This is a genomic window from Mycobacterium shottsii (assembly GCF_010728525.1).
GTDB classification, from domain to species: Bacteria; Actinomycetota; Actinomycetes; order Mycobacteriales; family Mycobacteriaceae; genus Mycobacterium; species Mycobacterium marinum.
The window spans coordinates 5794594-5818142 of record NZ_AP022572.1; the positions used below are offsets into that span (position 1 = coordinate 5794594).

Genomic DNA, 23549 nt, shown 5'->3' on the forward strand with positions numbered 1-23549 from the left:
TCAGCCCTTGTCGACGATCTGCTCGAATCCGGCAATGCCCTCTTCGGTACCGATCACGATAAGAACGTCGCGCTCGCGCAACAGCTCCGCCGGGTTCGGCGATGCGACCACCTCTTGGCCACGCACGATTGCCACGATCGACGCGCCGGTGCGGGTGCGGGCATGGGTCTCCCCGAGCGGCCGGTCAACGAACGGGCTCTGTGGCGCGATGATGATGTGGCCCGCCTCGAGCCCGGGCACCTCACGGGTCAGCTCGGTGAACCGCTCGGCGATCCGTGGTGCACCCAGGATCTGAGCCAACGCATCAGCCTCTTCATCGGTCAGGCAGAAGACCGGCCGCGCCGCATCCGGGTCGTTGGCGGCGTATACGACGACCTCGAAATCACCGGTGCGCCGGACAATAATGCCGATCCGCTCGCCTTTCTGGCTAGTGAACTCGTAGCGGAGACCGACGCCAGGCAGCAGCACCTCCTTGACATCCATACCCCAATACTTAACGAAATGCCGTCAAGATCATAGTGGCAACGACCAAACTCATAGCCGGCGGCCGGGCTTCGGGCCGCCCGCGCGGCACCGGCCGGGTGGCCGAAAATCAGTGCTGACCAACCGTTTTACCCGAGCCGCGGTGCGGTACCGGCAGCAACATCGGTACCGAGCGCTGGTAATCGCGGTACTGATCCCCCAGCGCGGCCACCAAGTCGCGCTCTTCCAGGGGCACGGCGACCAATACGTAGGCCGTCGTAACAATGGCAAACAGCAAATGTCCCGCCGTCATTGTGGGCGTTGCCCAGAACGCGATGATAAAGCCCAGCATGAGCGGATGGCGCACCACCCGATAGAAGAAATTGACGCGAAACTTTATTTCGGTATAGGGCTTTTCACGCCAGGCCAGATACACCTGACGCAGACCGAGCAGGTCGAAATGGCTGACCATGAACGACGAGGCAAACACGACCACCCACCCCAGCCCGAACAGGCCCAGCAGCGCCACGTTGACCAGCACCGCCAACCATATGGGCCCGTCGATTCCGTGATCGATGTTGCGCGGCACCACAATTGCACCGACGAAGCCGATAGCGTACAAAGTGGCAATCAAGAACAACAGGTAGCCCGCCGCTCCATACCCGATGATCAGATAACGCTTCATTACTCGATTGTGCTCCCCGCAGCAGCAATTGCACCCACAATTTCCGGTGTCGCCGCCTAACGCTGCTGATTCAGCAGCGCCATGATCTGCGGCATCGACTCTCGGGCGGCAGCGCGTCCCGCTTCGCGAGCGGCGTCGATCTGGTGGAATTCCAGCAGCCCAACGGCGGAAGTGTCGGGACGGATCACGACCTGCGCGAGGCCCAACGCGACATCGGCCCCGCGCTGGCTGCCGATCGTCATGGTGCGGATCAAGGTGTCGCCGATTCCGGGCACCCGGGGCGGGCCGTCGGGCTGCAGCGGGGCGCCAGGCACCTCGCCTGAGGCCAGACTCACCGCGATCAACGGGCCGTCCGACGTTGCCAGGGTGGAAACGGGCAGGTTGTCCAACACGCCACCATCCACATGCAACCGACCCTGGTAGACCTGCGGCGGATAGATTCCAGGCAACCGCAGCGAACATCCAACGACATCAACGAGCCTGCCCCGGCGGTGCACGACGGGTTGCCGAGCAATCAGATCCACGCTGACACAACGGAATTCCTTCGGAAGCTCTTCCACCAGCCGATCTCCGAGCGCAGCTTCGAGCAGCGTCAGGGTCCGCCGGCCACGAACCAGCCCCTTGATCGGTACCGCGTAGTCGCGCAGCGGATTGTTCCGAATGAAATACTCGTAGGCGTACGCGTCCGCGGTGGCGGCGTCCAAGCCGCTGGCTCCCAGCGACGCGATGACCGCTCCCATGCTGGTACCAGCGAAGCGGTCGATCGCGACCCCGGCCTGCTCCAGCTCTTCGAGTATTCCGAGGTGGGCAAAGCCCCGCGCACCGCCGCCGCCGAGGACCAGCCCGATCGATCGCCCGGCCAGGCGCGCGGCAAGTGGCCGCAGGTCCTGAACCACGCGCCGGTAGTGCACCGCGTGCACCGATCGCGGCGTGATCAGCTGCTCCCAGCTGCGCCGTTGTTCGCGGCTGGCGGTCGGCCCGGCCAGGACGAGGTCCGCACCCTGGGCTCGTGCCGGCAGTGCGGCCGCGCCTGGGTCCGGATCCCCGGTCACCAGCACGATCCGATCCGCGACCCGCAGGCAGAAGTCGCGCCAGTCCGCATCCTGGGCGCCAGCGTGCAGGAGCACCTTGTCGGCACCACGCTCGGCGCGGTCCAGACCGTCGATGTCGACCCGGCCGGGATCCACCACCCGCAGCTGCTTCGACAAGGCCGTCAGCAGTCCAGCCGCGACCGACTGCACGGGGGCGTCGGCCCCTACCCCGACGACCGACACCACCACCCCGGGCGAGGTGGTGTGAACGGCGGGCGGTGGCGCCTCACGCAGCCGGGTGGCCAGCACCCTGACCAGCGCCGCCAGCACGCCACGGTCGGCGATCTGATCGAACTGGGCCTTGGTGAGCCGAACCAGCCTGGAGTCACGCAACGCCCGCACCGATGCGGAGCGGGGCGCGTCGATCAGCAGCCCAAGCTCCCCGAGGACCTCGCCGCGGCCCAGCTCCTTGATCACAATGTTACCGTGTAGCACCTGCACGCGGCCCCTGCGGATCACGTAGAGCGAGTCGGAAGCGTCGCCGGCAAGAAACAGATACGAACCCGCCTGCAGTTCAACTTCTTCGACTCGATCGGCGAGTTCGGCGAGGGCGGCCGCATCCAGCCCGGCGAACAGCGGCAGATTTCCCAGCAGGTCCACCTCATCGGTGGCCCGGTTTGCGATCAGTGCCGCCACCGGCTCCGTCGTGGTGGGCGCCGCGCGCGGCGCGGCCGCCGGCTCGGGTTCGAGCTCCTGACCGGGCTTGCTCTTGGTACGGCCCAACAACACCGCGGCGATCGCCACTACGACAAAGCAGATCGCGGCCATCGCCCATCCCCGCCGCAGCGCGTCTGCGGCGGCGCCATGCTCGGGCTTGCCGATCAGGATCACCAGGGCCGCCACGCCGATCACCGCGCCGAGCTGACGCGTCGTGCTGACCACCGCCGATGTGGTGGCATAGCTGCCGCCCTTGGCCACCCCGGTGAGGGCGGCGCTGCTGAGCACCGGCAACGTCGCACCGACACCGATACCTTGCAGCAGTTGGCCCGGCAACCACCTGCGCAGAAAATCCGGTTCGGCACCGACCCGCTGCAGGTACCAGAACAGGCTCCCGGCCCAGACGAGAGCACCGAGGGTGACGATGACCCGGTGCCCGTGGCGGTCGGCGACCCGGCCGAGCAGCGCGGCGACCAGCGTGAGCAGGTTGCCCACCACGAACGGCCGGCTGCGCAGATACGCCGGCTCGACCAGCGGCACCGGCGCGGCCATCGAACTCAGCACGAAGCCGACCAGGGTGATCGCGCTGGCCGCGAACACGGCCAGGGTGGGCACGCTCACCCAGCCCCAATCCGGGCCCTTGACCAGTTCCAGGGTAAGCAGCCCCAGCGCCCCGGCCAGCAGCGTCGCACCACGCAGGTCGGGTTTGCGCCGGCGCCCCGCGGCGCGGCTTTCGACCAGCGCCCGACTGGTTGCCAGCACCGCGACGACGCCCAGGGGAATGTTGACCAGGAACACCCATCGCCAGCTTGCCCAGTCGACCAGCATGCCGCCGATGGGCGGGCCCAAACCGGACGCGATGGCCGCGGCCGCGCCCCACAGACCCACCGCGTGTGCTCGGCGCGCCGGCTCGAAACCCTCGACGACCAGGGCCAGGGATGCCGGGACCAGCACCGCCGCCCCGATGCCCTGCAGCACCCGGAAGGCCACCAACCACTCGACACTGCCGGCCACCGCGCACAGCCCGGAGGCGATGGTGAATATCACCACTCCGAACGTGAATGTTCTTCTGCGGCCCAGCAAATCGGCCATCCGGCCCGCAGCGACCAGGAAAGCGGCGAAGACGATGTTGTAGGCGTTGAGGATCCAGGACAGGCCGCCGAGGTCATAGGAGGGGAACGATTTCTGGATATCGGGGAACTCGATGTTCACGATCGTCGAGTCCAGGAAGGCTAGGAAGGCGCCAAATGCGGCCACCAGCAGAACCGCCGCCGACGACGGCTGCCGGCGGTGGGTGAGATTGGCGAACCCCTTGCGCGCATGACCGGCCAGATGGGTTCGCGCGGGCGTCGCACCGGGGCGTTTGCTGTGACGGGAGGTGACCTTCTCGAACGAAGAAATCGACACACCGCTCATCGTGCAAGCTCCTGTTGGCGACACTGCGCAGCTGGTGAGGGTGCCTACTGTAGCCGATCACCAATGCCGCGGGTAGCTAGCACATCAGCGCTTTTTGACCGACTTCGGCGGCTTGGCGCCGCGGCCCTGCCGGCGCGCGGCCTCACGTCGCTCACGCCGGCTGCCACCCGCGGGTACTCCCGCCGGGGTCTTGGCCGCGCCACCACCATTGCGCTGCACCTGCGCCGAGCCGTCCTCGGACGGACCGGAATATGTCAGAGCGGGCGACTCGTCCTCAATCCCCTTGGCGCGCAACCTACTCGGCGCTTCTTCGCGCGCCGCCGCAGTCTTGGGGCCAGCGCCCCCCTCCTGGGCCGCGGCCGCGGCCGCGGTGGCAAATTCGGCCAGGTCTTCGGGCTCGGCGACGGGAGCGACCTCAACCTGCGGGGCCGGGACCGCCTCGACGCTGACGTTGAACAGGAATCCGACCGATTCCTCTTTCATGCCGTCGAGCATGGCCATGAACATGTCGTAGCCTTCGCGCTGGTACTCGACCAGCGGATCGCGCTGCGCCATCGCGCGCAGGCCGATGCCCTCCTTGAGGTAGTCCATCTCGTAGAGGTGCTCACGCCACTTGCGGTCGATGACATTGAGCAACACGTTGCGTTCCAGCTGGCGCATCGCGCCCTCGCCGGCCAGCTCCTCGAGCTCGGCTTCTCGTGTCGCATAGGCCTGGTCCGCGTCTTGAAGCAGGGCTTCGAGCAATTCATCACGAGTCAGGTCGTCGCGATCCGAGTCTTGGTCGCGCCGCATCAACGTGTCGGTCTTGATGCCCACCGGGTACAGCGTCTTCAGCGCCGTCCACAGCGCGTCGAGGTCCCAGTCCTCGGCGTAGCCTTCGACGGTCGCACCGTCAACGTAGGCGGTGATGACGTCGGTGAGCATGTCCTTGGCCTGCTGCTGCAAATTCTCGCCCTCGAGAATGCGGCGGCGCTCGGCGTAGATGACCTTACGCTGCTGGTTCATCACCTCGTCGTACTTGAGGACGTTCTTGCGCACCTCGAAGTTCTGCTGCTCGACCTGGGTCTGGGCGCTCTTGATGGCCCGGGTGACCATCTTAGCTTCGATCGGGACATCGTCGGGCAGGTTCAGCCGGGTCAGCAGCGACTCCAGCGCGGCGCCGTTGAACCGGCGCATGAGCTCGTCGCCCAACGACAAGTAGAAGCGCGACTCGCCGGGGTCACCCTGGCGGCCGGAACGACCGCGCAGCTGGTTGTCGATGCGCCGCGACTCGTGACGTTCGGTGCCCAGCACGTACAGGCCGCCGGCCTCGATCACCTCGGTGGCCTCGTCGCCGGCCTCCTCCTTGACCTTGGGCAGTTCTTGGTGCCAGGCCTGCTCGTACTCGTCGGGGGTCTCCACCGGATCCAGACCGTTGTCGCGCAGCCGCTTGTCGGTCAGAAAGTCGACGTTTCCGCCCAGCACGATGTCGGTACCGCGGCCGGCCATGTTGGTGGCGACGGTGATCGCTCCGCGCCGGCCCGCCTCGGCGATGATGCCGGCCTCCTGCTCGTGGTACTTGGCGTTGAGCACGTTGTGCGGGATGCGCCGTTTGGTGAACTGCCGGGACAGGTACTCCGAGCGCTCCACGCTGGTGGTGCCGATCAGCACCGGTTGGCCCTTTTCGTAGCGCTCGGCGACATCGTCGACCACCGCGATGTACTTGGCTTCCTCGGTCTTGTAGATGAGGTCCGACTGGTCTTCGCGGACCATCGGCCTGTTGGTCGGGATGGGGACCACACCCAGCTTGTAGATCTCGTGCAGCTCGGCCGCTTCGGTCTGGGCGGTACCGGTCATGCCGGCAAGCTTGTTGTAGAGGCGGAAGTAGTTCTGCAGCGTGATGGTCGCCAGCGTCTGGTTCTCGGCCTTGATCTCGACGTGCTCCTTGGCCTCGATCGCCTGGTGCATGCCTTCGTTGTAGCGCCGGCCGATCAGCACCCGGCCGGTGAACTCGTCGACGATGAGCACTTCACCGTTGCGGACGATGTAGTCCTTGTCGCGGTTGAACAGCTCCTTGGCCTTCAGGGCGTTGTTGAGGTAGCTGACCAACGGCGAGTTGGCGGCCTCGTAGAGGTTGTCGATGCCGAGCTGGTCTTCGACGAACTCCACCCCGAGCTCATGCACCCCGACGGTGCGTTTGCGCAGGTCGACCTCGTAATGGGTGTCTTTTTCCATCAGCGGTGCGAGCCGGGCGAACTCGGTGTACCAGTTCGAGCTGCCGTCGGCGGGACCGGAGATGATCAGCGGGGTGCGGGCCTCGTCGATCAGGATGGAGTCGACCTCGTCGACAATGGCGAAGTTGTGCCCGCGCTGGACGCAGTCGTCGAGCGTGTGGGCCATGTTGTCGCGCAGATAGTCGAAGCCGAACTCGTTGTTGGTCCCATAGGTGATGCCGGCGTTGTAGGCGACACGACGCTCCTCCGGCGTCATCTGGGCCAGAATCACGCCCACGTCCAGCCCCAGGAAGCGGTGCACCCGGCCCATCCACTCGCTGTCACGTTTGGCCAGATAGTCGTTGACGGTGACGATGTGCACGCCCTTGCCGCCGATGCCGTTGAGGTAGGCCGGCAACACCGAGGTCAGGGTCTTGCCTTCACCGGTCTTCATCTCGGCGACGTTGCCCAGGTGCAACGCGGCCGCACCCATCACCTGGACCTCGAACGGGCGCTGGTCGAGCACTCGCCATGCGGCTTCGCGAGCCACCGCGAAGGCTTCAGGCAGCAACTCGTCGAGGCTCTCGCCTTCGGCGTGCCGCTTCTTGAATTCGTCGGTCTTGGCCCTCAGTTCGGCGTCGGTGAGCTTCTCGACGTCTCCGGACAATGATTCGACATAGTCAGCGACCTTTTTGAGGCGCTTGACCATGCGACCTTCACCAACGCGCAGCAACTTCGACAGCACAGCAATGTCCCTTGTGGGTAGGAGTCTTCTTCGGTTAGGCGGCTCCCATCGTAGGTGACGACGCGGTAATGGCCGGTGATCGTCAGTCGAGCCCGGTCACGACAATCGGATCAACCCGTAGTCATAGCCGTGCCGGCGGTACACCACGGTTGGCCGCTCGGTCTCCTGGTCGAAGAACAAGAAGAAGTCGTGTCCGACGAGTTCCATCTCGTAGAGCGCATCATCGACCGACATCGGCTTGGCCGGGTGTTCCTTGGTGCGCACGACCCGCCCGGGCTGGTGGTCCAACACCGCCCCGTCGTGTTCGTGCGGCTCGGCCGGCTCCGCGGCGAAAGCCATTTCGGGCGCTGTCACCGTCGCGGTCGCCTCGGCTACCGAAACCGGGGTCTTGTCGCCGTAGTGAACCTTGCGCCGGTCCTTGGTGCGCCGCAGCCGGCTCTCAACCTTGACCACCGCAGATTCCAGGGCGGCGTAGAAGCTGTCGGCGCAGGCCTCGCCGCGCACAACCGGCCCCCGGCCGCGCGCGGTGATCTCCACCCGCTGACAAGACTTGCGCTGGCGACGGTTGCGTTCGTGGTCGAGTTCGACGTCGAACAGGTAGATGGTTCGGTCGAACCGCTCCAAGCGAGAGAGTTTCTGCGAAACGTAGGTACGGAAGTGGTCGGGAATCTCGACGTTACGGCCTTTGAAGACGATCTCGGCGGTCGCTTGCGATTCCTCCGGTTGACCGGATTGTGCCGGCGCCTGATCCAGAACCTGGTCGGAATCCACAGTTAGCCTTGTCATTCGTGACAACTCGTTTCTCTTTTCACGTCGCACGCGCCCTGCGTGCCCGGCTTTCTGATACGCACCGACGGGGGTTGGAGCGGTTTGGAGCAAGCACCGCCGCAGGCTGCCCGCCGGAGCAAGATGTCGAGTAGCTCACCTCCTACCGCGGGTATTGCTGGAACCTAGGAGAATCGACCGTGAGTCTTCTCATTGAGTCTGAAATCTGCTCTCGACGTTAGCTGGTGTTTGCCCTACCGTGCCACCTAATTGGCACACGTGTTGTGTGTTCTTCACCGTCTCTTGGCAGATTCATCGGGTTGCGCGGATGCGTTGACATTCACGGCTTTCGATTCGCCCCATCACGCCGCCGCGATGGTCAGCACGGCGGCCACCCGAACCCCGGCGGCCCGCAGCACCCGAACCGACTCCCGCACCGTCGCCCCGGTGGTCACGACGTCGTCGACGACGACGACTTCGGTGCCCAGTCGCCGTCCCTTCAGCATCAGCACGCGGCCCGCGGCGTTGCGTTCCCGGGCCGAGCTACCCAGGCCCACCGAGTCGCGAGCCAGCGGTCTCATCCGCAGGGCCTGGACTACGGCGATGTCGGGGTGAGCCGCCACCGCCGCGTCCGCGATCCGGGTGATGGGGTCCCCGCCCCGGCGCCGCGCCGCGGCACGCCTGGTCGGTGCGGGCACCAGCGTCAGCGGGGCGCCGACGATGCCCCAGCACAGCAGCCGATGGACACCGACGGCCAGCGCCTGGGCCAACGGCGCCACGAGGTCGCCGCGACCGCGTTCCTTCAGAGCCAGGATCGCGTGGCGCCGCGCACCCGCGTAGCGCCCCAACGCGAACACCGGCACCTGCGGGTCGGCCCGGGGGCTGACCACATGCGGGTGGGTGGCGGCCACCGCGAGCTCGGTGGTGCAGGCAGCGCACCACCGCGTCGACGGGGCTCCGCAGCCGCCGCATTCCAGCGGCAAGACGAGGTCGAGCACGAAAGAAGTGTCGCCGCTCGGGGTGACATCCGAGGCCGGCGTTCAGTCCGAGCCGCGCAACAGGGAGGGCCAACTGAAGCTGAGCGCTCCCTGGCTCAGCCGGGTGATCAGGTCCTCTAGGTGCCGCAGCGGCAACTCCATGCGCCACTCGGGCAGCAGCGCAGACAGCTGCAGTGCATCCAGTCCGAGGTTGACGTGGGTGATCAGCAATCCGTGCGGCAGTGGCGGCAGCGGTACCTGGTAGGCGGACATCCGGGCCGGCAAAGACCAGCGTCGGCGTCCGGTCATCACGGCGCGGGGTCGCAGCCACAGCGTCGTCCCCACCACGTCGGCGTCCACCTCCAGTCCGCCCCACTCGGGCCGGCGCGACCAGCGCAGTCGGGCGGTCCCATCCTCGGACAGCTCGCTGCGCAGCCGCGGAGCCACCTGCTGCAGCACCTCGTCGAAGATCGCCGCCGGCAGCACCGAGGACAACTCGACCGGTGCCGCCACCACCATCGGTGGTACCCCCGGGCGGATGTGCACGTTGCACAGGACCGCGACCGCGCTCTGCAGCCGCTGCTCATCCCAGCTGACATCCCGGGCGGCCACCCGGACCTCGCCAAGCTGCCCGACGGCAAGGCCCTGCGGGTCCAGCGCGGAGTCCAACTCGGTGACGGTGAGCACCACGTCCTGGTCGCCCATGCGCACGGTGACTTCCTTGCCGACAAGCAGTTGCTGCAGCGTCATGAACAGCGTCCGGTATGGCATGGCGACGGCCTGGGCGGATCCCGCGCTCACCGACTGCAAACCGGTTGATGACCATAGCGAGCCCAGCATTTCCAGCGCGCGGAACGGATCATCCCAACGCAGGAAAGGAACTTTGGGCGACATCGGAAAGCGACTCCTCACTGCGAGGGTAGTTGGCCCGCCCGGCCCGGCGCAGCCCAGCGGTTATCCCGGCAACACCGGCGCCGCCCCGGCCACCATCAGGCCGGGCACTTCCGCCCAGCTCTGTTGGCCTTCGGCGGATGAGGCCGAGTACATCATCACCCCTTGTGGTCCGGCGACGTACACCGTCGAGGGGTTGGCCGCGATGGCGAACAGCGGAATCTGCAGACCGCGCGCCGGCGCGTCGGAATTCACTCCGTCCAGGTTCACATACGACACCGGATGACCGACGTCGTTACGGGTCACCACGATGTCATCGCCGGTTCGCCAGGACAACGAGACCACCGAGGTACCAAGCCCAAAACCCAGCCGCCGCGGGTAGGTCAGGGCGAACTGGCCGGCCTGGGTCTGCTCGACGCTGGACAGAATCACCCGCCCGTCAATCACCATCGCCGCGCGGGTGCCGTCCCGGGAGAGCTGCAGATCGGTGATCGCCCCGGGGAAGCGACTGGACACCGCGGTGGAGTCGACGGGAATCCGGGCCGGCTGTCCGGACGCGGGTTCTTGGATCGCGCGCAGCACATTGTTGGTGTCGACCACCACCCAGACCGCGTCGTCGAGCGACCAGCTGGGCCGCGACAGATTGTGGCCGTCGGCGGCTTGCACCGCCTCGGCGCCGAGCTCACCGATCCACAGTGAGGCGGCCACGTCGGGGGCGCCGCGCCGCAGCGTCACCACCGAGGCCGCCCGGCGACCGGTGCGTGACAACGCCGCACCGGTCTGGTCCCCCATCCGACCGAAGGCTCCCCCGACGGTGGTGATCCGCTGTCCATCCAGCGCCACGAGTGACCCCCCCACCAGGGCGTGCAGTCCCGCCCCGGCACCGTCGGCTACCCCCGGGTCGGTGGCGGCGACATCGGAGGTGGTCCACCCTTCGGCGAACCGGTCATCCAGCGGGGCACCGTCGGCGTTGATCACATAGGGCCCTCGGATGTCCGCTCGGGCCAACGTCCAAATGATCTGCGCGGCCAGCAATTGCGGGCTGTGCGGATCGGTGGTGGACAGTTTCTCCAGGTCGATGCGCGCGCCACCGTATCCCTTGCCGATGCCACTCTTGCCGCCATCGGCCCGCGTCACCGGACCGCGCAGCCGCAACGGCGGCGCCAGCAGGTTGCGCACCGAATGCGCCATCTCCGGACGTGGGCCGGCCAGCAGCTTGGACACCAGCTCGGTGGCCAGCTGGTCATGGTCGGACACGGCAACATAGCGCGGGTCGGGAACCACCGTCTTGCCGGTCGGGTCCGCGAAATACAGCGTGTTGCGCTTGTAGGTCGATTGGAATTGCTGCCAGTCCAGGAAGACTCCGTTGGGCAGCCGATCGATGCGCCAGCCGCCGGAGGTCTTGACCAGCTCGATCGGCCCCGGGTCGGGCAACTCGCCTTCGGCGGTCTCGAAGACTCCCATATCGGATAGTGAGCCCAGGATTTCTGCCCGCATGGTCGCCGAAACCCGTTCGGCGCCGCGGGTTTCCAGAAAGACCACGTGGTCGATCAGCAGGGCGCTACCGGCATCGTCCCACGCGTTGGAGGCCGACTGGGTGAGGAACTGCCGCGCCGCCAGATGCCGGTTGGCCGGATCGGCCGTGGCTTTGAGGAATTCCCGCAGCAGCACGTCGGGATCCATGCCCGGGATCGGCTTGGGCAGATTCGACGGCGCCGGACGCTCGACGGTGCCGATGGCTTGTGGAGCTGATGAACTCGGCACGCTCGCGCAGCCACCGAGCAGCACAGCCGCGAACACCAGGGCAAATACCGACCGAACCATCGTCGGAAACTCCCGCATCAGCCGCTCCACTCCGCGTGCTCACGGGGGCGCAGGCGGTCGGTGTGCTCCAGCGCATTCGGTTGCGCCGCCGGTTGCGGGATCGGCTTCATGGGCAGCGGGCTGGTCGTGACCTTGTGGCCCCGAACCAGCGGCAAGGTCAGCCGGAAGCAGGCACCCTGGCCGGGTTCGCCCCAGGCTTCCAGCCTGCCCTGGTGCAGCCGCGCGTCCTCGACGCTGATGGCCAGACCCAGCCCGGTGCCGCCGGACCGGCGCACCCGGGACGGATCCGCCCGCCAGAAGCGGCTGAACACCAACTTCTCCTCGCCGGGCCGCAGTCCCACGCCGTAGTCGCGGACGGTGACCGCGACGGTATCTTCGTCGGCGCCCATCCGGATCCGCACCGGCTTGTGCTCGGCGTGATCGATGGCGTTGGCAATCAGATTGCGCAGCATCCGTTCCACCCGGCGCGCATCGACCTCGGCGATCACCTCGCTGTCCGGCATCTCCACCAACAACTCGATGCCGGCCTCCTCGGCCAGGTGACCCACGTTGCCGAGCGCGCTGTTGACGGTGGTGCGCAAGTCGACCGCCTCAACCGACAGCTCGGCCACACCGGCGTCGTGGCGCGAGATCTCGAGGAGGTCGTTGAGCAAGGACTCGAACCGGTCCAGTTCGTTGACCATCAACTCGGTGGAGCGCCGCAGCGTCGGATCCAGGTCGGCGCTGTGGTCATAGATCAGGTCGGCGGCCATCCGGACCGTGGTCAGCGGGGTGCGCAGCTCATGACTGACATCGGAGGTGAACCGACGCTGCAGGTTGCCGAACTCCTCGAGCTGGGTGATCTGACGAGACAGGCTTTCGGCCATGTCATTGAACGACAGCGCCAACCGCGCCATGTCATCCTCACCACGCACCGGCATCCGTTCGGACAGGTGCCCCTCGGCGAAGCGCTCGGCGATCCGCGATGCGGACCGGACCGGGACCACGACTTGGCGCGAGACCAGCAACGCGATACCGGCCAGCAGGACCAGCAGTACCAGGCTGCCGGTGGCCATCGTGCCGCGCACCAGCGTGATCGTGGCCTGCTCATTGGCCAGCGGAAAGATCAGGTACAGCTCGAGATTGGCCACCCGCGACGACGTCGGGGTGCCGACGATGAGCGCCGGCCCGGAGAAGCCATCGGTATGCACGGTGGCGTACTGATATGCGGCCTGCCCCGCCTTGACGAAGCCGCGCAATGCGCTGGGCACCTGGTCGACAGGGCCGGCCGCGGAGGCAGCGCGCGGACCGTCACCCGGCACCATCAGCACCGCATCAAACGCACCGGCCTGACCGGCACCCGAGGCCGGATCGGTCTTCGAGGTCAAAGTGTTGCGGGCAAGCTGAAGACTGCTGTCCAGCGAGCGGGTCTCCTCGCCGTTGACTATTCCGCTAACGGTGTTGCGGGCCCGCTCGATCTGGTCGATGGCGGCTTTGACCTTGATATCGAGCACGCGGTTGGTGACCTGACTGGTCAGCACGAAGCCCAGCGCCATGACGACAGCCAGCGAAAGCCCCAGCGTCAGCGCCACCACGCGCAGTTGCAGCGACCGACGCCACGCAACGCCAACGGCTCGGCTCAACGCGCTCAACCCGCGCGTCATCGGACCGGAACGCCCCCAGCGACCCCGCATGCGCCGTCGCGAGCCCCAGATCACTGGCACCGATCCTCAGCATCGCCGCGCTCTGCATCGTCGCCGGTGCAGATCACGGAGGTCCGGCCTTGTAACCCACTCCTCGAACGGTCAATACCACGGTCGGGTTCTCAGGGTCTTTCTCAACCTTGGCCCGCAGACGCTGGACATGCACGTTCACCAGGCGGGTATCCGCCGGGTGCCGGTACCCCCACACCTGTTCGAGCAGCACATCACGAGTAAACACCTGGCGCGGTTTGCGTGCCAACGCAACGAGCAGGTCGAACTCCAGCGGCGTGAGCGAGATCTGCTCGCCGTTGCGGGTGACCTTGTGCGCCGGCACGTCGATGTCGACGTCGGCGATGGACAGCATCTCGGCGGGCTCGTCGTCGTTGCGGCGCAGCCGCGCCCGCACCCGGGCCACCAGCTCCTTGGGCTTGAACGGCTTCATGATGTAGTCGTCAGCGCCAGACTCCAGGCCGAGAACCACATCGACGGTGTCGGTCTTGGCGGTCAGCATCACGATCGGCACCCCGGAATCGGCGCGCAGCACCCGGCACACGTCGATCCCGTTCATCCCGGGCAACATCAAATCCAACAGCACCAAGTCCGGGCGCAACTCGCGCACCGCAGTCAGGGCCTGAGTACCGTCGCCGATGACCGCGGTATCGAAACCCTCCCCACGCAACACAATGGTGAGCATCTCCGCCAACGAAGCGTCGTCGTCGACAACCAGAATCCTTTGCCTCATGGTGTCCATGGTGGCACCAGATTGGGACAAAACTGGCGCACCACACGGGCGTTTCGCGCTTGATTAGGGCAAATACCCCTCAATTTCCCCCTCTGGGGCCGTCGGCGACATCAATGTCGCCGCCAGAGCCCCCGGATCGACGTCCGCGTCGACAACCAGCCACCGACCACCCCAGCCCGCGGCGGCTAGCTCGGCGTACACAGAGCCGGTGCGCTGCTGCAGCCCATCGTCGCGTTCGTAGCTGTCGCGGGGCCGGCCCGGGTCGCTGCGGGCCCGCCCACGCGACCTCTCGCCGGCCAGCTCGACGGGCACCGCGAGCAGTACCTGCCAGTCCGGTTCGGGCAGCCCGAACCGCTCATACTCCATCCGTCCCACCCAGGCCACAGCTTCCCCCGCCGAGTCCTGATGCAGGCGCGCCGCACTGTAGGCGGCGTTGGACGCCACGTAGCGGTCCAGAATCACCACCTCGTAGGCCAGACACAAGCCGTGGATCTCGTCGACCGCGGCGGCGCGGTCCAGCGCGAACAGCGTCGCCATCGCGAACACCGAGGACGCGAGATCGCCGTGCTCGCCGTGTAGCGCCTCGGCCGCGATATCGGCCGTGACCGAGTTTCCGTAGCACGGGAAAGCCAGCGTGGCCACCGATCTTCCGGCGGCTTCGAACTCCTTGCGCAGACCCTCGGACAAAGTTCGCTTGCCCGCGCCGTCAACGCCTTCGATCGCGATCAGCACGGCATCAGCCTATTGCGCGCCGTGCGGTACTTCTGCGGAGCATGTCGGCGCCCATCGCCGAGGTCAGTGAATCGGCCCGGACTTGACGTTCTGGGCGTTGAACAAGCCCGATACCTGGTTACCCAGGTTCCCGAACCCCGAATTGAAGGTCTCCAACAACCCCGGGGTTAAGGTGCCCGCATTGAAGAAGCCGGAGATGAACGTTCCGGAACTGTTGACGAAGCCCGACATGAAGCCGGGGTTGATGCCCTCGGGGCCGGTGTTGCGAAAGCCCGAACTAAACGAGCCGGCATTCAAGAAACCGGATCCGAAGTTTCCGTGGTTCTCGAAGCCCGAAGAGCTCACGGTGCCGCCCTTTATGTTGTCGCCGGAATCGAAGCCCGAGTTGCCGACACCCTGGTTAAAGGCGCCCGATTGGTTGACGCCCCCTTTACCGAATGGGCCATCGAAATCATTGGAGAAGCCCGAGTTCACCACCGGCTGATCAAAGGGACTGAACGCGCCGGTATTGAGGTTGCCCGCATTGAGGATGCCGATATTCGTGCCGCCGGAGTTTGCGTAGCCCGTATTGATGCTGCCCGAGTTCCAGTCGCCGGTGTTGGTGCTGCCGCCGTTGAAGCTACCGAAGTTGGCGATGCCGGCGTTGAAGAAGCCGGTGTTGGTGTCACCGGAGTTGAACAGGCCCGTGTTGGTGTCACCGGAGTTGAACAAGCCGGTGCTGGTGTCACCGGAGTTGAACAGGCCCGTGTTGGTGTCACCGGAGTTGAACAAGCCGGTGCTGGTGTCACCGGAGTTGAACAGGCCCGTGTTGGTGTGACCCGCGTTGAAGCAGCCGGTGTTGGTGGAACCCGAGTTTCCCCAGCCGGTGTTGAGTGTCCCCGAGCTCCCGACACCCGAATTGAACTCCCCCGAGATGAAAAATTCCGTGCTCAGCGGCCCAACTCCCAAGCCCGAGTTCGCGATGCCGATGTTCTTGTCGCCGGAGTTGAAGAAACCGACATTGTCGTTGCCGGAGTTGAACAGGCCGATATTTCCGTGGCCACTGTTGAGCGCACCGAAGTTGATGCCGATCTGGTTGTCGCCGGTCAGCCCTATACCAATGTTGTTGCTGCCGTTGTTTCCGAAGCCGAGGTTATGGCTACCCAGGTTCCCCCAGCCGACGTTGGCGTCACCGAGGTTGCCGCTGCCGAAGTTTGCCGATCCCGTGTTCCCGCTGCCGAGGTTGGCGCTGCCGCTGTTCCCGGAGCCGAAGTTGTGGCTGCCGATGTTCCCGCTGCCCAGGTTCAGGTCGCCGATGTTGCCGAAGCCGAAGTTTGTGTCGCCCTTGTTCCCACTGCCCAGGTTGAGCATGCCCAGATTGCCGCTACCCAGGTTGGCGTCACCGAGGTTTCCGCTGCCCAGGTTGAAGCTGGCCGAAAGCGGGGTCGTCGAGTCTCCGTTACCCGAGTTGCCGTTCCCGCTGCCCAGGTTGAGCTCGCCGAAGTTGCCCAGACCCAGATTGCCCGCGCCCGTGTTGCCGCTGCCCAGGTTGAGGTCGCCGACGTTACCGATACCCAGGTTGAGGGAGCCGATGTTGCCCGGGGTGAAGTTGAGGACGCCAATATGGTCGGGCAACGGTATGACGATGCCCTCCGACGTCAGCTCCCAGGGGGTCAACTGCGCGACCGCCGCCGAGGCGCCGGTGTAGTAGCCAGACATCGCGGACACGTCCTGGGCCAACATCTCCTCGTAGTTGGCCTCGACCGCGGCAATCGCCGGTGCGTTCTGACCGAACAGATTCGATACCACCAACGACACCAGCTGGGTGCGGTTGGCCGCCACCTGCAGCGGATGCACGATCGCAGCCCGCGCCGCATCGAACACCGCGGCAACACCATTGGCTTGCGCCGACACCTGCCCAGCTTGTGCGGCCGTCGCGGATAGATGCGCCGCGTACGCCTGCGCCACACCCGTCATCGCCTGCGCCGCCGCGCCCTGCCAGAACTGACCCGTGAGCCCCGAGGTCAGCGAAGCAAAGCCGGCCGCCGCCGACTGCAGTTCCGCGGACAACTCGCTCCACCCTCGAGCCGCCAGCAGCATCGGCTCGGAGCCCGCACCGGCGAACATCAACACCGAATTGATCTCAGGTGGCATGACCGAAAAATTCATCACAACATCCCCTTCCGGTCGCAACCATCGGCGACCGCCCGCCCAGTTATTGCGACGGAGTCTACATAGATGTCGATTATCGGGAATAACTTTGAGCGACTTGATAATTCATAGTTGGATGAGATATTCAACGACCTGCTAGAAGCGAAATAGATTGTCGCTTCGATTATTTCATAACGCGATGAAATGTCGCCAACACTCTATTTGGTGAAATTAACCGGAGTTCTTGATAATTCACGGTGCGTTGAAATATGCACAAGGTGCGGACGCTACCGATTGCCAAGGCGGCGCACCGGCGACGCCGGTGGTCACTTCGAGCTGGACATGCACACGACACGATCGCGACAGTCCGCCCGGTCGACATCAGCGGAAATCGGGTGGGCGCTCGGCAACCTGCGTGTCAGTCATGAAAGATGGTGGTCCCGACGCCGCTGGGGCTGTTCGAGATGTATATCGCCTGCTGCCCGAAGGGGAGATATCCGGTATTCATCGAGGTTCCCGAGGTCACCGTTGAGCCGTTGGTCGCCGTCGTCGTGTACGAGTACAGCGGTGTGGAGCCGTCACTGGTATACACCGAAATGGTTGTCCCGGCTGGCACGGTTCCAGAGACCTGACCGGTTCCGAGCACCGATGACGGAATAGTCCCGTCCACACCACCGGAGTCGATGACCGCGGTAATGGGTTGCAGCGGACCGCCATTGACCTGCACCAGCAGCGGGGTAATCGGCGCACCCGGAACCGAGATGCCCGAGGGTAGTGAATTGGGGCCGAACTGCAGCTCACCCTGGGGCGCGTTGACGAGCACGCCCTCGTCGAGTTGGCCCGGCAACGCCGTAGTAGGACTGCTGATCCCCGGGCCCCCAGCGTTGGGCCCAACGCCCAGCGTGCCATGTGCCAAACCGAACATGCCCACGCCGAAAACGGGTTGTAGGACTGGGCTCAGGGCAATGATCAGTAGGCTGTTCAGAGTCGTCGGGAAGGGTAGGACGGCGACCTCAACCGGCGTCGGCGCGCTAACGGCGCCGTTGCCGAAATCCACCGTCGTGTTGAACCTGATGGTGACGAAGTCCAGACCCGAGGCGTAGCTAGCGATGCCAATGCCGGTGGGCCAGCCCAGGTTCTGGAACCCGACCGCCCAGAACGGGATGACAAGGCCCCTGGATCCGGTGTCAACCAGCACGGGCACGCTCGGTCCCCCGTTCACCGAGACGTTGACGTTCGGCGAAGTCAGACCGTAACCTTCGGCGACGTCCAACGGGACGGTGACGTTCACCGGTGAACCAACACCAGCGGCCCCGTTCTGCCCAAACAACCAGCCGCCGAGGCCTCCTGCCCCACCGGCCGCGTTGGTGCCGCCGGCACCCCCGTCGCCGCCATTGCCGATCAGGACCGCCCTGCCTCCCGGCCCGCCGACGGTAGCGGGCCCGCTTCCTGCGGCTCCCGCCTGCCCACCGTGCCCGCCGTCACCGATCAGCCAGCCGCCGCGACCGCCGGCCCCGCCATTTGCGCCAGCACCGCCGGCACCACCGTCGCCCCCGTTGCCGATCAGTCCCGCCGCGCCGCCGGCCCCTGCCGTCGTCTGCGAATAACCAGTTCCACCGTCGCCGATCAGCAGCCCGCCCGCCCCACCGTTGGGATCGGCGGCCGTCCCATTTGTTCCATTGCCGATCAGCGGGCGCCCCAAGAGGGCTCGAGTCGGCGCATTGATCACGCCCAACAGGTCTTGCTCGACGGTCTGCAGCGGCGCGGCATCCACCTGCGCGCTGATCGCCTGATAGTCCCGGACATAGCCGACCGCGGCCGCCTCAGCCTACGCATACGCCCCCGCCCCGGCCCCTAACGCCCGCGCGAACCGTTGCTCAAACTCCGCCCACTGCCCACACACCGCCTGATACTCGCGACCAAACCCCCCAAACACCGCCGCAATCGCCACCGACACCTCATCACCGGCAGCCGCCGTCACCGACGTCGTCGGCCCCGCCGCCGCCGCATTAGCCGCACCCACCACCGACCCAATCCGGGCCGCATCGGTTGCCGCGGCCGCCACCCACTCCGGAACCACACTCACAAACGACACAACACCCACCGCCCATCCACCCAAAGGCCAACAAAAGACCCGACCCGGACCCAACCGGTCCAAACACGCTATATCCGCAGTTCAGCGATGCATCCGTAGAAAAATCAGATCGTCAAAAGTTGAGTAGCACCGCTCCCGCACGCCGCCCACCAGCGTCTTAGCCACCCCAACCCGAACTGCACAAACAACCACCGGCAACCACCAAACCCGTCTCAACACCGAGACAAATCCACAAACACCCCAACCATCACCCGCACCCAGGAAACACCCACCACACCCCAACTCATGCACTCGGGTGTCCTGGGGTTGCGGTCTTCGATGATGTCGCCACTCGGCCAAATCAACGGCCGTCTATGGGGGCTTTGGGGGAACGGGCAGTCCCGCTGTGGCCGTCATGGCGATCGCCGCTACCGACACTTGGGTCGTGCGTCCGCTCACGACCGCCTAACGGTCGAAGCCACAACAGCGCGATTGCAGCGGGCACCTGCCGTACCCGCCAAAAGCGGAAGCCACGCGGGCAGCGGTGCAGCTACCAGCGTGGCTTCCGTTGAGCGTCAGTAGCGGTAGTGGTCGGGCTTGTAGGGGCCTTCGACGTCCACGCCGAGGTATTCGGCCTGGTCCTTGGTGAGCTTGGTCAGGCGACCACCAAGGGCTTCGACGTGGATGCGCGCCACCTTCTCGTCGAGGTGCTTGGGCAGCCGGTAGACCTCGTTGTCATATTCGTCGTTCTTGGTCCACAGCTCGATCTGGGCGATCGTCTGGTTGGCGAAGCTGTTGCTCATCACGAAGGAGGGGTGCCCGGTGGCGTTGCCCAGGTTCAGCAGACGGCCCTCGGACAACACGATGATCGAGCGACCGGTGTCGCCGAAGGTCCACAGATCGACCTGCGGCTTGATGTTGGTACGCGTGGCTCCGGAACGCTCCAGGCCGGCCATGTCGATCTCGTTGTCGAAGTGGCCGATGTTGCCCAGGATCGAATGATCCTTCATCGCCTTGATGTGCTCGAGCATGATGATGTCTTTGTTACCGGTCGATGTGACGACGATATCGGCGTCGCCGATGGCGTCCTCGACGGTAACCACGTCGAAGCCCTCCATCATGGCCTGCAACGCGTTGATCGGGTCGATCTCGGTGACCGAGACGCGGGCACCCTGGCCCTTCATCGCCTCCGCACAACCCTTGCCGACGTCACCGTAACCACAGATCAACACCTTCTTGCCACCGATCAGCGCATCGGTGCCGCGGTTGATGCCGTCGATCAACGAGTGCCGGGTGCCGTACTTGTTGTCGAACTTGGACTTGGTGACCGAGTCGTTGACGTTGATCGCCGGGAAGGCCAGATCCCCGGCCGCGGCGAATTGGTAAAGCCGCAGCACACCGGTGGTGGTCTCCTCGGTGACGCCCTTGACCGACTCGGCGATCTTGGTCCACTTGCCCTTGTCGGTCTCGAAGCGGCTGCGCAGCAGGCCCAGGAAGACCTTCCACTCGGCCGAGTCGTCTTCCTCGGCCGGAGGAACGACACCGGCCTTCTCGTACTGCATCCCGCGCAGCACCAGCATGGTGGCATCGCCACCGTCGTCGAGGATCATGTTCGCCGGCTTGTCCGAGTCGGGCCACGTCAGCATCTGCTCGGCGCACCACCAGTACTCTTCAAGCGATTCGCCCTTCCAGGCGAACACCGGGACGCCCTTGGGCTCCTCGGGGGTGCCATGCGGGCCGACGACAACGGCGGCCGCAGCATGGTCTTGGGTCGAGAAGATGTTGCATGACGCCCAACGAACTTCGGCGCCTAGCGCGGTGAGGGTTTCAATCAACACCGCGGTCTGGACGGTCATGTGCAGCGAACCCGAGATACGGGCACCTTTGAGAGGTTGCACCTCGGCGTACTCGCGGCGCAGCGACATCAGGCCGGGCATCTCGTGCTCAGCGATCCGCAGTTCTTTGCGCCCGAAATCCGCTAGCGACAAATCGGCAATCTTGAAATCGATGCCGTTCTTCGTGTCGGCAGATAGCGAAGTTTCGGTAGTCGTCATACGGGTTACATCCTTACTTAGGGGACCTATGAAAAACCGAGCAGACTACTTTGGCTATAAATGCTCTCGCGCCACTGTATCCCTCGGCCCCCAAGCCGCGCAGGTCAGGGGACGTTAATCACACCATGACGCTCGGCGAACGGGGTCATCAGCCTAGCCAGATCCGCCGCCACATTGTGGTCGGCCTCCGGCGGCATCGACACATAGCTCAACGACAGACGTACGATCGCCCGCGCCAGCACATTGGCGTCGTCGTCGCTGGTCGCCACCCAGGTCTGGGTGAAGGCCGTCGCCAGTCGAGCCGAGGCACGCGTGATGATCGGCGCGCTGTCGGTGGTGATGAGCTGCAGCAGGTCGGGCTTGGCCACCCCGGTCAGCAGCGAGATCACCAGCGGGTCGGCCGCCGACTCCCCGAAGAATGACCGAAAGCCCTGCAGGAACGCCTCGTAGATGTTGCCGACGTTGGCATCCAGGGCGGCATGCACCTTGTCGACCAGCCGGTCGGCCAGACGCAATGCGTAGCCCTGGGCAAGGCCTTGCCGCGAGCCGAACTCGTTGTAGATGGTCTGGCGGCTGATGCCCGCGGACCGGGCAACGTCGGACAAGGTGATCGCCGACCAGTCGCGGGTCAACAGCAGATCACGCATGGCATCCAGGACCGAATCACGCAGCAAGACGCGGGAGGCTTCGGCGTAGGGAACGCGCTTCACAGGGCCGACGATATCTCTTTTGGGCGAAGGAGTTGGTGTCGATCACGGTCGAGCCACCTCCACCATCACGAAGTCCGCCTTTGCTGCGCCGCAGTCGGGGCAACTCCAGTCCTCCGGGATGTCGTCCCATCTGGTGCCGGGCGCGATACCGTCTTCCGGCCAGCCCAACGCTTCGTCGTACTCGAAGCCGCATTGGACGCACTGATACAACTTGTAGTCACTCACTTACTTGCCTCCCATCCTTTCGATATCAACTTTCTCGCGCACTGAGCAGTCCGGACAGCACCAGTCGTCGGGAATCTGCTCCCACCGGGTGCCGGCCGGAAAACCTTCCCGCGGATCGCCTTTGCCCTCGTCATAGGTGTAATCGCAGACGGGACACCGGTAGGCGGTCATCACCCGATGCCTTGGTCCGAAGCCCCGTAGCGGGCCAGCATCTTGTCCCGCACCCGGGGGTGCAGGTTGACCTTGGTGATGTCACCGCCGTAGTGCTCGAGCACACGGTGGTCCATCACTTTGCGCCACAGCGGCGGGAAGTAGGTGAGCGAGATCATCGACGCGTACCCGCTGGGCAGGTTGGGAGCGCCGTCCATGCTGCGCAGCGTTTGGTACCGACGGGTGGGGTTGGCGTGGTGGTCGCTGTGTCGCTGCAGGTGGTAGAGAAACAGGTTGGTGACGATGTGGTCGGAGTTCCAGCTGTGCACCGGCGCGCAACGCTCATAACGGCCGTTGGAGGTCGGCTGCCGCAACAGCCCGTAGTGCTCGAGGTAGTTGACCGCTTCCAGCAGGCAGAAGCCGAACACCGCCTGGATGATCACGAAGGGAATCAGCCCCAGCCCGAAGACCGCGATCAGCACGCCCCACAGCAGCACTGACATCGCCCAGGCGTTGAGCACGTCGTTGGACGGATAGGTCTTGGGGTTCCAGGGGCTGCGCCCCTGCCGGCGCAGCCGTTGTGCCTCCAGCCCGATCGCCGAACGGAGGCTGCCGAAAACGGTGCGGGGCAGAAATTCCCAGAAGGTCTCCCCGAAGCGCGCCGATGCCGGGTCTTCCGGTGTGGAGACGCGCACGTGGTGGCCCCGGTTGTGCTCGATGTAGAAGTGGCCGTAGCCGGTCTGCGCCAGGGTGATCTTGGACAGCCAGCGTTCCAGCGAATCCTTCTTGTGCCCCATCTCGTGGGCGGTGTTGATGCCGACGCCGCCGAGAACCCCGACCGACAACGCCACACCGATCTTCCCCAACCAGTTCAAGCCGCCGTCAAAACCAAGCCAGCCGAGGTCCGAGGCGGTGAACAGGTAGGCCCCCAGCACCACGCTGAGGTACTGGAACGGGATGTAGATGTAGGTGCAGTAGCGGTAGTACTTGTCGTTTTCCAGCCGCTCCATCACCTCGTCCGGCGGGTTCTGCCCGTCGGGCCCGAACCCCAGGTCGAGCAGCGGCAGCAGGATGTAGACGAGCATGGGGCCCACCCACAGGGGCACCTGAGCGGCGAGGTGCCAGCCAAAGTGATTCAGCCCCCAGACGATCGGCAAGACCACGAACAGCGCGGTGGGGGCGATGAGCCCCATGAGCCAGAGATAGCGCTTCTTGTCTCGCCATTCGGTTTCCGGCGCATCAGGTACGTCGGACCTGAACTGTGTGGTCATATGCCAAACCTCCTCGTGAGTCACACCACGTAGGCTTGGACAATACGCACCTATTCGTCAGCTGTCTAGACACA

17 protein-coding genes and 1 pseudogene are annotated in these 23549 nt (G+C 65.4%); all 18 read right to left on the reverse strand.

Translation table 11 applies throughout. The features are described from left to right. The 18 genes and pseudogenes from G6N41_RS26855 to G6N41_RS26940 all read right to left on the reverse strand — a co-directional run bounded on the left by G6N41_RS26855 (window position 1) and on the right by G6N41_RS26940 (window position 23475). Window positions 1-483 (reverse strand): cation:proton antiporter regulatory subunit, encoded by a 483-nt coding sequence (locus G6N41_RS26855; RefSeq protein WP_198966166.1) that lies wholly within the window; start codon window positions 481-483, stop codon window positions 1-3. Window positions 484-592: 109 nt separating this feature from the next. Further along, entirely contained in the window at window positions 593-1147 is a 555-nt protein-coding gene (locus G6N41_RS26860; protein WP_198966167.1) for a methyltransferase family protein, read from the reverse strand. A 56-nt stretch (window positions 1148-1203) separates the two neighbouring features. Further along, window positions 1204-4311 (reverse strand): MFS transporter, encoded by a 3108-nt coding sequence (locus tag G6N41_RS26865; protein ID WP_231608735.1) that lies wholly within the window; start codon window positions 4309-4311, stop codon window positions 1204-1206. Window positions 4312-4395: 84 nt separating this feature from the next. Next, window positions 4396-7248, reverse strand: a complete 2853-nt coding sequence (gene secA / locus G6N41_RS26870) for a preprotein translocase subunit SecA (protein ID WP_198966168.1) — start codon at window positions 7246-7248, stop codon at window positions 4396-4398. 96 nt (window positions 7249-7344) lie between these two features. Then, window positions 7345-8034, reverse strand: coding sequence for a ribosome hibernation-promoting factor, HPF/YfiA family (gene hpf, locus G6N41_RS26875; protein WP_231608736.1), 690 nt, complete (start codon window positions 8032-8034; stop codon window positions 7345-7347). Between the two features lie 341 nt (window positions 8035-8375). Then, window positions 8376-9011 carry a ComF family protein gene (locus G6N41_RS26880; RefSeq protein ID WP_198966169.1) on the reverse strand — a complete coding sequence of 212 codons (636 nt, stop codon included), beginning with the start codon at window positions 9009-9011 and terminating at the stop codon, window positions 8376-8378. 42 nt (window positions 9012-9053) lie between these two features. Further along, window positions 9054-9884: a hypothetical protein gene (locus tag G6N41_RS26885; protein WP_198966170.1), complete on the reverse strand. Its 831-nt coding sequence runs from the start codon at window positions 9882-9884 to the stop codon at window positions 9054-9056. 60 nt (window positions 9885-9944) lie between these two features. Then, complete coding sequence (gene lpqB, locus G6N41_RS26890; RefSeq protein WP_198966171.1) at window positions 9945-11705, reverse strand: MtrAB system accessory lipoprotein LpqB; 1761 nt, start codon at window positions 11703-11705, stop codon at window positions 9945-9947. Window positions 11706-11722: 17 nt separating this feature from the next. Beyond that, on the reverse strand, window positions 11723-13402 hold the full coding sequence (mtrB, locus tag G6N41_RS26895) for an MtrAB system histidine kinase MtrB (RefSeq protein WP_198968043.1): 1680 nt from the start codon (window positions 13400-13402) through the stop codon (window positions 11723-11725). A gap of 49 nt (window positions 13403-13451) precedes the next feature. Continuing rightward, window positions 13452-14138 (reverse strand): two-component system response regulator MtrA, encoded by a 687-nt coding sequence (gene mtrA / locus G6N41_RS26900; RefSeq protein WP_015354856.1) that lies wholly within the window; start codon window positions 14136-14138, stop codon window positions 13452-13454. Between the two features lie 54 nt (window positions 14139-14192). Beyond that, window positions 14193-14861 (reverse strand): dTMP kinase, encoded by a 669-nt coding sequence (locus G6N41_RS26905; RefSeq protein ID WP_198966172.1) that lies wholly within the window; start codon window positions 14859-14861, stop codon window positions 14193-14195. A 63-nt stretch (window positions 14862-14924) separates the two neighbouring features. Further along, on the reverse strand, window positions 14925-17009 hold the full coding sequence (locus tag G6N41_RS26910) for a PPE family protein (protein WP_198966173.1): 2085 nt from the start codon (window positions 17007-17009) through the stop codon (window positions 14925-14927). A 400-nt stretch (window positions 17010-17409) separates the two neighbouring features. Continuing rightward, window positions 17410-19086, reverse strand: a pseudogene (locus G6N41_RS26915) (PecA family PE domain-processing aspartic protease). Window positions 19087-19640: 554 nt separating this feature from the next. Further along, window positions 19641-21119, reverse strand: a complete 1479-nt coding sequence (gene ahcY / locus G6N41_RS26920) for an adenosylhomocysteinase (RefSeq protein ID WP_012393163.1) — start codon at window positions 21117-21119, stop codon at window positions 19641-19643. Between the two features lie 104 nt (window positions 21120-21223). Then, entirely contained in the window at window positions 21224-21829 is a 606-nt protein-coding gene (gene alkX / locus G6N41_RS26925; protein ID WP_020732140.1) for a TetR family transcriptional regulator AlkX, read from the reverse strand. A gap of 42 nt (window positions 21830-21871) precedes the next feature. Continuing rightward, on the reverse strand, window positions 21872-22054 hold the full coding sequence (locus G6N41_RS26930) for a rubredoxin (RefSeq protein ID WP_011740541.1): 183 nt from the start codon (window positions 22052-22054) through the stop codon (window positions 21872-21874). Then, the gene (locus G6N41_RS26935; protein WP_198966174.1) at window positions 22055-22225 is read right to left on the reverse strand and encodes a rubredoxin; all 171 of its coding nucleotides are present in this window, start codon (window positions 22223-22225) and stop codon (window positions 22055-22057) included. It abuts the gene before it with no gap. Beyond that, window positions 22225-23475 (reverse strand): alkane 1-monooxygenase, encoded by a 1251-nt coding sequence (locus tag G6N41_RS26940; RefSeq protein ID WP_198966175.1) that lies wholly within the window; start codon window positions 23473-23475, stop codon window positions 22225-22227. Before G6N41_RS26940 ends, G6N41_RS26935 begins: the two co-directional genes overlap by 1 nt. Window positions 23476-23549 lie beyond the last annotated feature (74 nt).